Source organism: Patulibacter sp. (assembly GCF_030655195.1).
In the GTDB taxonomy this organism is placed as follows: domain Bacteria; phylum Actinomycetota; class Thermoleophilia; order Solirubrobacterales; family Solirubrobacteraceae; genus Patulibacter.
This window is the reverse complement of the sequence record NZ_JAURWA010000083.1, coordinates 1-9,412: the sequence shown is the minus strand read 5'-3', so window position 1 is coordinate 9,412 and position 9,412 is coordinate 1. Positions and strand designations below refer to the sequence as shown.

Annotated in this window: 10 protein-coding genes; 6 read left to right on the top strand and 4 right to left on the bottom strand. The window is 75.8% G+C overall.

The window, feature by feature from the left end; genetic code table 11:
* The 3 genes from Q7T67_RS08630 to Q7T67_RS08620 all read right to left on the bottom strand — a co-directional run.
* Window positions 1-1,417, bottom strand: a 1,417-nt coding sequence (locus tag Q7T67_RS08630; RefSeq protein ID WP_304788083.1) for an ABC transporter transmembrane domain-containing protein, incomplete at its 3' end; no start/stop codon positions are given.
* Window positions 1,414-2,439: a cytochrome d ubiquinol oxidase subunit II gene (locus tag Q7T67_RS08625; RefSeq protein ID WP_304788081.1), complete on the bottom strand. Its 1,026-nt coding sequence runs from the start codon at window positions 2,437-2,439 to the stop codon at window positions 1,414-1,416. The genes Q7T67_RS08625 and Q7T67_RS08630, both read right to left, overlap by 4 nt.
* 31 nt (window positions 2,440-2,470) lie before the next feature.
* Entirely contained in the window at window positions 2,471-3,964 is a 1,494-nt protein-coding gene (locus Q7T67_RS08620) for a cytochrome ubiquinol oxidase subunit I (protein ID WP_304788079.1), read from the bottom strand.
* A gap of 108 nt (window positions 3,965-4,072) precedes the next feature.
* Between Q7T67_RS08620 and Q7T67_RS08615 the strand changes: the two genes are divergently transcribed.
* The 4 genes from Q7T67_RS08615 to Q7T67_RS08600 all read left to right on the top strand — a co-directional run bounded on the left by Q7T67_RS08615 (window position 4,073) and on the right by Q7T67_RS08600 (window position 6,506).
* On the top strand, window positions 4,073-5,263 hold the full coding sequence (locus tag Q7T67_RS08615; protein WP_304788077.1) for a sensor histidine kinase: 1,191 nt from the start codon (window positions 4,073-4,075) through the stop codon (window positions 5,261-5,263).
* A complete protein-coding gene (locus Q7T67_RS08610) occupies window positions 5,263-5,859 on the top strand; it encodes an ANTAR domain-containing response regulator (protein ID WP_304788075.1) in 597 nt (198 codons plus the stop codon). Before Q7T67_RS08615 ends, Q7T67_RS08610 begins: the two co-directional genes overlap by 1 nt.
* Before the next feature lie 173 nt (window positions 5,860-6,032).
* Window positions 6,033-6,251: a hypothetical protein gene (locus Q7T67_RS08605; protein WP_304788073.1), complete on the top strand. Its 219-nt coding sequence runs from the start codon at window positions 6,033-6,035 to the stop codon at window positions 6,249-6,251.
* A gap of 63 nt (window positions 6,252-6,314) precedes the next feature.
* Window positions 6,315-6,506 carry a hypothetical protein gene (locus tag Q7T67_RS08600; RefSeq protein WP_304788071.1) on the top strand — a complete coding sequence of 64 codons (192 nt, stop codon included), beginning with the start codon at window positions 6,315-6,317 and terminating at the stop codon, window positions 6,504-6,506.
* 126 nt (window positions 6,507-6,632) lie between these two features.
* Here Q7T67_RS08600 and Q7T67_RS08595 read toward each other — a convergent pair whose 3' ends face one another.
* Window positions 6,633-6,872 carry a hypothetical protein gene (locus Q7T67_RS08595; protein ID WP_304788069.1) on the bottom strand — a complete coding sequence of 80 codons (240 nt, stop codon included), beginning with the start codon at window positions 6,870-6,872 and terminating at the stop codon, window positions 6,633-6,635.
* Between the two features lie 258 nt (window positions 6,873-7,130).
* Here Q7T67_RS08595 and Q7T67_RS08590 point away from each other — a divergent pair, with 258 nt between their 5' ends.
* Both Q7T67_RS08590 and Q7T67_RS08585 read left to right on the top strand, forming a co-directional pair.
* Window positions 7,131-8,102 carry an NADPH:quinone oxidoreductase family protein gene (locus tag Q7T67_RS08590; protein WP_304788067.1) on the top strand — a complete coding sequence of 324 codons (972 nt, stop codon included), beginning with the start codon at window positions 7,131-7,133 and terminating at the stop codon, window positions 8,100-8,102.
* A gap of 113 nt (window positions 8,103-8,215) precedes the next feature.
* The coding region (locus Q7T67_RS08585) for a DEAD/DEAH box helicase (protein ID WP_304788065.1) at window positions 8,216-9,412 on the top strand (1,197 nt) is incomplete at its 3' end.

Sequence of the window (9,412 nt, the reverse complement as noted above, 5' to 3'; positions counted from 1 at the left end):
CGGCGCCCGCGGCCAGCGCCTCGCGCAGGCTGCCGGGCGGCAGCCCCGGGCGCTGCGGCAGCCAGGCGATCCCGCGCCACCAGGCGTCCGTCGGCAGGTGCAGGACGTCGACGGCGCCGCAGCGGATCGTGCCGTGGTCCGGGTCCCGCAGCCGGGCGAGCGCCGACAGGAGCGTCGTCTTGCCGGCCCCCGACGCGCCGACCAGGGCGACGCTGTCGCCCGGGGACAGCTCGAGGTCCACGGGCGAGAGCCGCGCGGCGCGGCCCGCGGATCCGGCGACCGAGATCCCCCGGAGGACGATCGCGTGACGGGCGGGGTCCGGCGTCGCGGCCGGGTCCGGGGCGGCGCGCCGGTCGCCTGCGGCCCCGTCCGCGTGCCCGTCGCGTGCGTGACGGTCGCTCGCGGACCGGCCCGCGTCCAGGTCGCCCGTGTCCGCGTCCTGGGCGCCGTCGGCGCCCTCGTCGAGGAACGCGAACGCCCGCCGCGCGGCCTGCGCGCCGTCCTCGGCGGCGTGGAAGCGCTGGCCGGCGGCGCGCAGCGGGGCGTAGACCTCGGGCGCGAGCAGCAGGACGAAGAGCCCGGTCGAGAGGTCGGCGTTCCCGGTGGCCAGCAGCACGCCGGTCGTCGCCGCGGCGATCGCGATGCCGAGCATCGCGAAGAGCTCGAGGACGAGCGCCGAGAGGAACGCGACGCGCAGGGCGCCCAGCGACTCGGACCGGTACCGCTCCGCCACGGCGTCGAGGGTCCGGGCCTGAGCCCGCTCGCGGCCGTGGGCGCGCAGCGTCGGCAGGGCGCGGACGACCTCGAGGAAGTGCGCGCCCAGGATGGCCAGCGCGCGCTGGCGCTCCCGCGCGTGCTCGGCGCTGGCCCGTCCGACGAGCACCATGAAGACCACGAGCACCGGCAGGGTCACGGCGAGCAGCCCGCCGATGACGGGCTGGCGCCAGGCGACGGCCGCGACGATCGCGACCGGCACGGCGCCGCCCAGGGCGATCGCCGGCACGGCCCGGGCGTAGTAGTCGCCGAGGGCGTCGACGCCCTGCGTGGCGGCGGTCACGACGTCGCCGCGACGCGCCTCGTCCTCGGCACCCGCGCGCCCCCCGAGGGCGCGGGCGGCGAGGCGGACCCGCAGGGCGTGTGCGGCGCGCTCGGCGGCCCGCCGTCCCAGGAGCTCCGTGCCACCGGCCGCGAGCGCCCGCACCAGGACGGCGGCGCCGAGCACGACGAGCGCCGCGGTCGCGGGACCCCGGCCGTCTACGGCCGCGCCGACCACGTCGGCCACGACCCACGCCTGGACGACCACCGTGGCGGCCGCGAGCGCCCCGCAGGCGACCGTGCCGGCGACGAGCACGCGGGCGGCGCGGGAGAGCCCGAGCAGCCGACGGTGGACGTCCCGGGGCGTGGGCTCGTCGGTCATCCGAGCTCCCGCAGCGTCCCGCGGGTCGCCCGGGCGACGAGCGAGCCGAGCCCGGCGCGCGGGGCGTCGTCGGGCCGGCGCAGGAACCGCACGTAGGCGAACGCCAGCGTGGCCAGCAGCAGGGGCAGCAGGACGACCGCGATGACGAGCATCGCCGTCAGGGTGGTCGCGCTGGACGCGGCGTCCGCCAGGTCCACGGCGTTGGGGCCGCGGCCCGCGATCGGCGTCGGGAACAGGGCGGCGAAGAGCGCGGTCAGCGTCGCGGCGGCGGCCGCGGCGCCGGCGATCAGGGTCCGGCCGTCGTGGCCGCGCGCCGCCTCGCGGACGAGGACGGCCAGGGCGAGCGCGGCGACGACGAGTGCCCCGACCGCCAGGGCGCCCGCGCCTACGCCGTCGGCGGCGTCGAGCGCGACCACCGCGACCGCCGCCACGGTGAGGAGCGCGGTGGCCACGGCGCTGCGCAGGACCGGCAGCGCCGGACGGAACGCGGTGACGCGCAGCCGCAGGTACGCGATGCCCTGCACCCGGCAGAGCGCGACGGCGGCGGCACCCGCCAGCGCCGTGGTGGGCGAGAGGATCCCGAGACCGCCGGCGCCGCCCCGGGCGAGGGACCCGTCGAGCGCCGCGGCCCAGACGACGCCCCAGCCGAACGCGAGGACGACGCTCGAGCCGACGAGCACGGTGGTCCAGCGCCGCGCGGCGACGGGGGAGGCGTGCCCGACGAGCTCGATCGCGGCGTGCTTGAGCATGAGCGCCGCGAGCAGCACGACGAGCGGCAGGTAGAGGCCCGAGGTCCACGACGCGTACCAGCCGGGGATCGCCCCCAGGGTGGCGGCGACCGCGATCACGAGCCAGACGTCGTTGGCCGCCCACGTCGGGCCGATCGAGCGCAGCGCGGTCGCGCGGTCGACGCGGCGCAGCACCATGCCGACGCCGAGGTCGGCGCCGCCGAGGACGAGGTACAGCCCCCAGACGACGCCGAGGAGGACGAACCAGGTGGTCTGCAGGTCGGTCGGGCTCATCGTCCGTCCTCCGTGGTGGTCGGTGCGGTCATCAGTACGTCAGCGCGAGGTCGGCGGTGGAGCTCCGGCGGGCACCGCGGCTCGCCTGGATCTCGTCCTGGTCGGCCCCCCCGTGATCGGGTCCGCCGTCCGGGCCGTGCAGGTCCTCGTCGGGATCGGCCGGGCCGAGGCCGTCGGCCAGCTCGTGGTGCATCGTGCGCAGGGCCACGGCGACGGTCCCGAGGTAGATCGTCAGGAAGACGACGAGGCTGACGGCCACGGCGACCGCGCCGACGTTCGCCGAGCGACCGTCCGCGGTCTTCAGGAGACCCTGGATGATCCACGGCTGCCGGCCGCTCTCGCGCAGGATCCACCCGCCCGCCTGGGCGAGGAACGGCGCGGCGACGGCGAACATCGCGGCGCGGAGGAACCACCGCGAGGTCGCGAGCCTCCCGCGGCGGGCCAGCAGCAGCCCGAGCGCCATCAGCCCGACCAGGGCGGTGCCCATGCCGATCATGATCCGGAAGCTCCAGTAGAGGAGCGGGACGTTCGGGACGTAGTTGCCGGGCCCGTACTCGCGGACCGCCTGACGCTGCAGGTCGTCGATGCCGCGGACGGTCGAGTTCAGCGAGAAGTCGTCGACGAGCGAGAGGAGCCCCGGCACCTTGACGTTGACCGAGGGCTCGCCCGGGTCGGACCGCAGCGGCCCGATCGCGAACAGCGAGAGCGACGCGGGGGACTCCGTGGTGTAGAGCGCCTCGGCGGCGGCCATCTTCATCGGCTGGTTCTCCACGGCGCGGACGCCCTGGAAGTGGCCGGCGACCAGGCCGAGCGAACCGGCGACGAGGCCGATGGTGCACGCCTGCCTGGCCACCCGCAGGAACGCGTCGGTGTCGCGGCCGCGGAGCAGGTGGAACGCGGCGATGCCGAGGACGACGACGCTGCCGGTCAGGAACGCGGTGAGGATCACGTGCGAGAACGCCAGGCCGACGTCGACGTTGAGGAAGATCGCCCAGACGTCGGTGACCCGGGCCCTCCCGTCGACGAGCTCGTAGCCGCGGGGGTTCTGCATCCAGGTGTTGGCGGTGAGGATCGCGAACGCGGACATCATCGTCGCGACGCCGACCATCCACAGGCACGCGAGGTGCACGCGCGGTCCGAGCCGGCCCCAGCCGAACACCCAGAGGCCGAGGAACACGGCCTCGACGAAGAAGGCTCCAAGGCCCTCGAGGGCCAGCGGGGCCCCGAAGATGTCGCCGGCGTACCGCGAGAAGCCGGCCCAGTTCATGCCGAGCTGGAAGGTCTGGATCAGGCCGGTGACGACGCCGACGCCGAAGCAGAGCAGCATCGCCTTGGCGTAGTACTTCGTCAGGCGGAGCCAGACCTCGTCGCCGGTCCGGTGCCAGCGGGTCTGCATGATCGCGACCTGGAGGGTCAGGCCGATCGAGACGGCCACGATCGAGAAGTGGATGAGCGTCGTCAGCGCGAACTGCCACCGAGACAGGTCCAGCGCGATCGACGCGAGTGGGGAGGTGAGGGTGAGCACGAGGGTCTCCTGCGATCCGTCCGGCCTCTGCAGAGCAGGGGCGAGGGGTGGGACGGGCGACAGGACCCTGGTCACCGAGCGAGAGCGACCGTCTGCGACGATAGCACCGTGGGAGCGACCTCCATCGCCTCTGCGCCGGGTCTCACAGACGCGTCGCGGACGGCGTCCCCGCGGGGCGACGGGTCCTCCTACGCGCTGATCGAGGCGGTCCGCGCCGCGGCCCTGCTGGGCTGGCTCTCCGTCGTCGCGGTGCTCGTCGGGATCGCCGTCGGGCTGCCCGTCCGGCACGAGTCCGTGGTCCTCGTCACGACCGCCCTGGGCGCCGCCGGGCACGCCGCGCTGGGGCTCCTGCCCTGGGCGAGGATCCTGCCCACGCGCCGGGGCCGGCTGCTCCTGGACCTCTGGTCGGTCGCGCTGCTCGGCGGCGTCGCCGGACTCGTCGTCACCGCCGGGGGCGCGTCGCGCCTGGACCTCCTGTTCTTCCTCGTCGTGCCGTTCCTGGCGATGGTCCACGAGGGCCGGCTCCTCGTCCCGTGGCTGACCGCGGCGGTGGCGACGTTCGTCCTGACCGCGGCGCTGGCGGTCGACCCGTTGCCGCGCTCCGAGGCGGTCCTGCACCTCGTCCTGCTCGGCGCGTCGGCCGTGCTGGGGCGTCAGCTCGCCGCGGCGATCCGCCGGCAGGCCTCCGCCCGCACGGAGGCGATCCGCCGCGCGGAGCTCGAGGGCGCGATGCTCGCCGAGGGCCACCACCGCGTGAAGAACTCCCTCCAGGTGGTCGCCGACCTTCTGATGCTCGCCCGGCCCGAGGACGACGCGGGCGGCGAGGCCTTCGACCAGGCGGGCGCGCGCATCCGCTCCATCGCGGCCGTCCACGCGGTGCTCGCGTCACGCAGCGGCGGGCGGGTCCCCGCGGACGAGCTGCTGACCGCCGTCGTCGACGCGGCGCATCCCGGCGGCACCACCCTGGACGCCGCCCCGGTCGCCCTGCCGTTCCAGCAGGCGCAGCACGTCGGCGTGGTCGTCAACGAGCTCGTCACCAACGCGCACCAGCACGGCACGGGCCTCGTCCGCGTGGTCCTGACGTCCGACGCCGACGGCGTCGTCGTCCGGGTCGCCGACGAGGGGCCCGGCCCGGCGCCCGAGCGCTGGGCGGCGCCGGGCCTCGGCCTGCAGCTCGTCCGTCAGGTGGTCGAGCAGGGCCTGCGCGGCACGCTCGAGGTCGAGGACGGCGAGGTCGTCGCCCGCTTCCGGCCGGACCGCGACGAGCCGCGGACCCCGCGGGGCGGGGGAGGGCGCTGATGCGGATCCTGGTCGCCGAGGACGACCCGATCATCGCGCTGGGCATCGCCAGGCGCCTGGAGCGCCTGGGGCACGAGGTCATCGGCCCGGCGGCCCGGGGCGCGGACGTCCTGCGCCTCGCCGCCGAGCAGGCGCCCGACCTGTACCTGCTGGACGTCGACCTGGAGGACGCCGACGGCCTCGAGCTGGCCGCGACCCTCGAGGCGACGGGGCCGCGCCGGCCGGTCGTCGTCCTCACCGGGCTGGACGCGCCCGAGCTCGTCGAGCGGTCGATCGCCTCGGGCGTCGACGCGTTCCTGACGAAGCCCGTGGACGACCGGCAGCTGGACGCCGCGCTCCGACTGGCCGCCGCGCGGCACGCGGAGCACGAGGCGCTGCAGGTCGAGGTCACCGGCGCCCGCCAGGCGCTCGCCGACCGCAAGGTCGTCGAGCAGGCCAAGGGCATCCTGATCCGCGCGCTGGGGATCGACGAGCCCGCGGCGTTCGCGCGCATCCAGCGCTCCGCGCGGGACCGCAACCTGCGGCTGGCCGACGTCGCGCAGTCGATCGTCGACCAGCGCGCGCTGCTCGAGGAACGGGGCAGGGGCGGGGCCTGAGGGACCTCGTCCGGGCCCGCGCGGTCGACGGCGTCCACGTCGTCCACGCGGTGTGGACCGCCGGGGTCCCCCGGGGACCGGTCCGAACGTCCACGGCCGGCGCCGCGGACGATCCGACGAGGGGACGACCATCCCCCTTGGCAGCCGAGCTACGCGACCGTACATTCAGCTCCGTGGAACCCCTCACCTCCTTTCCCCAGACCGAGCTGCGCCTGCGGACCGAGGTCGTGCTCGTCGAGCTCGACCGCCTGCACACCGACTGGGCCGCGGGCCGCTCGCCGAGCGCGGCCGAGCTGGCCGCGGTGGCCGACGACCTCGCCGCCCTGCGCGACACCGTCGAGTTCTCCGCGGTGATGGCCGCCTTCGAGAGCCCCGCGTACGACGAAGGCTGACCGACCCCCGCATCCCGGGGTGTACGCCTTGCGCCGCGCGTCCTCACCGGGCACGATCGGGGCATGCCGACCGACGTGGCCCTCGAACGACCAGGGACCCGCGAGGTCCGGACGGAGACGGTGCGGGAGAGCCCCGAGGACGTCGCCGGCGCGCTGCGAGGGGCACCGGGCGGCCGGGTCGTCCTGACGGGCCTGGACGGCGAGCCGATCGAGGTCGAGCGCCGGCTGGTCATGTGGTACCGCGCCGCCGCCTGAGGCCGCCGCCGTTGATGATCGACGCCGCCTGAGGCCGCCGCCTGAGGCCGCCGCCTGAGGAGGCCGCCTGAGGCCGCCGACGCGCCGCCAGGATCGACGGATCCGGGCCGACGCCTGCTCGCCGCCTCAGTCGCGCGGGCCGGAGCCCTCGCCGCCCCGCTCCTCGTCCGGCGCGCCCGACGCGGCGTCCAGGGCGCCGTCCAGCGCCCGGGAGGTCTCCCGCAGCTCGCCACCGAGGCGGTGCAGGGCCCGGCGCGCCGCGCCCAGCCGCGCGTCCTCGCCGGAGGACGGACCCGGCCGGTCCACGTCGTCGGGCCCTGCCGGATCCGACCACGCCGACGCGTCGCCGCCGGGAACGGGCCTCACGCCGGCCACCCCTGCCCGGTCGTCCCGCGGGTGCGGACCCCGGCCGTCCGGCCGGGTCCTCGTCCGTCGTGGTGCGCGCGCATGGGACGTGGTCTAGGCCCGGGGCGTGACGAACCGGTATCGCCCGCGTTGCCGTCCGGGGGTCGTCCACCGCTGTGGTGCCAGCGGTGGACGGACGATGGACGTCGGCGGCCCTCGCGATGCCCCGCGTGCTCCGGGTCCGATCCGGGCGGACGACGCACTAGCCTTCGCCGCCGCATGACCGCGCCGACGATGCACGCCGTCCGCCAGCACGAGTTCGGGGGCCCCGACGTGCTCGTCCACGAGGAGGTCCCGCGGCCGGTCGCCGGCGACGGGGAGGTCCTCGTCCGGGTCCGCTCGATCGGCGTGAACTTCGCCGACACGCACACGCGGGAGAACAAGTACGTCCAGGAGGCGCACCTGCCGCTGATCCCGGGCCAGGAGGTCGTCGGCACGCGCGAGGACACCGGGGAGCGCGTCGTCGCGATGACCCAGGGCGGCGGGGCCTACGCCGAATGGGCCGTCGTGCCCGAGGACCGCTGCGTCCCGCTGCCCGACGACCTGGCCGACGACCAGGCGCTCGGGCTCCTGATCCAGGGGCTGACCGCGTGGCACCTGCACCGCACCTGCGCGAAGCTCGAGGGCGGCGAGACCGTCGTGGTGCACTCGGCCGCCGGCGGCACCGGGTCGCTGGCCGTCCAGCTCGCCGCGCCCCTGGGCGCGGGCCGCGTGATCGCCACCGCCTCCAGCGCCGACAAGCGCGAGGCCGCGCTGCGGTTCGGCGCCGACGTCGCGGTGGATCCGGACCCCGAGGGTCTCGGCGACCGCCTGCGGGAGGCCAACGGCGGCCGAGGCGTGGACGTCGTGATCGACATGGCCGGCGGCCCGGGCTTCGACGCCTCGCTCCGCGCCCTGGACCCGTTCGGGCGGATCGTCGTCTGCGGCATCGCGTCGAAGGAGCAGAACGAGGTGCGCACGGGGCACCTGCTGCGGCACTCGCGCTCCGTCGTCGGGTTCTGGCTCTTCCACTGCCTCGAGGACCCCGAGCGTCGCTTCCGGGCGCCCCTGCGGGACCTGTTCGAGCGGGCGGTCCGCGGCGAGGTCACCGTGCAGGTCGGCGGTCGCTGGCCGCTGGCGGAGGCGGCCGCCGCGCACGAGGCGCTCGTCGCGCGTCGGACGACGGGCAAGCTCGTCCTCGACGTCGGCTGAGCCCGGAGCCGTCGGGGTCGGGTGCGGGCCCGGCCGCCGTTCGGTTCCCGGTTCCGCGCGCCCGGGAACAGGCGGTCCGTGCGGACCCCCGGTACGCCCTAGGATCAAGGGTGATGACCGCGTTCGCCGATCTCCGCCTCTCCGAGCCCGTCCTCGAGGCGCTACGCGACATCGGCTACGAGAAGCCCAGCCCGATCCAGGAGCAGGGCATCCCGCCGATGCTCGACGGGCGCGACGTCATCGGCCAGGCGCAGACCGGCTCGGGCAAGACCGCCGCGTTCGGCGTGCCGATCATCGAGTACGTCGACCCGACGAACACGGACACCCAGGCCCTGGTCCTGACGCCGACCCGCGAGCTCTGCATCCAGGTGACGCAGGCCATCCGCGGCTTCGGCGCGCGCAAGGGCGTCGAGGTCGTCGCGACGTTCGGCGGCGCCCCGATCCGCGAGCAGATCTCCCGCCTGCGCTCCGGCGCCCACGTCGTCGTCGGCACCGTCGGCCGGGTGCTGGACCTGATCGACCGCGGCGCGCTGCAGCTGTCCTCGTGCCGCTTCGTCGTCCTCGACGAGGCCGACGAGATGCTCGACCTGGGCTTCCTCGACGACGTCGAGAAGATCCTCCGCCGCACCCCCTCCAGCCGGCAGACGGCGCTGTTCTCGGCCACGATGGCGCCGCCGATCCGCAAGCTCGCGGACAACTTCCTCTACGAGCCCGAGCACGTGAAGGTCAAGTCCGACACGCTGACGGTCGACAGCGTGGAGCAGTTCTTCGTCGAGGTCGCGTCGAAGGACAAGCCGGAGCAGCTGGCCGAGGTCATCGCCGCCGAGCGCCCGCGCCAGGCGATCGTCTTCTGCCGCACGAAGATCGGCACGGACCGCCTGTACCGCCTGCTCAAGGACCGGGGCAACAACGTGCGGGCGCTGCACGGCGACCTGTCGCAGGGCCAGCGCGACGGCGTGATGCTCGCGTTCAAGGGCGGCCGGGTGCCGATCCTCGTCGCCACCGACGTCGCGGCCCGCGGTCTGGACATCTCGACCGTCACCCACGTCGTCAACTTCGACGTGCCGCGCTCGCCCGACACGTACGTCCACCGGATCGGCCGCACCGGCCGCGCCGGCGCCACGGGTCGCGCGATCACGTTCGTCGAGCCCAAGCAGGGCCGCGAGCGCGAGGCGATCGAGGAGCACGTCGGCATCCCGATGACCCCGTGGGCGGCCGGCGCGACGACGCCGACCGGCGACCGCCACGCCGCCGCCACCCGCGCCGCGGCCGCCGGCGAGGATGCTCCGGCGCCCGTCGCCGACGCCCCG

What these genes read in the sequence shown, in the direction of transcription:
- Q7T67_RS08610 (WP_304788075.1), top strand. Translation starts at nt 5,263, where the DNA reads ATGCGGATCCTGGTCGCCGAGGACGACCCGATCATCGCGCTGGGCATC.
- Q7T67_RS08590 (WP_304788067.1), top strand. Translation starts at nt 7,131, where the DNA reads ATGACCGCGCCGACGATGCACGCCGTCCGCCAGCACGAGTTCGGGGGC.
- Q7T67_RS08600 (WP_304788071.1), top strand. Translation starts at nt 6,315, where the DNA reads ATGCCGACCGACGTGGCCCTCGAACGACCAGGGACCCGCGAGGTCCGG.
- Q7T67_RS08625 (WP_304788081.1), bottom strand. Translation starts at nt 2,439, where the DNA reads ATGAGCCCGACCGACCTGCAGACCACCTGGTTCGTCCTCCTCGGCGTC.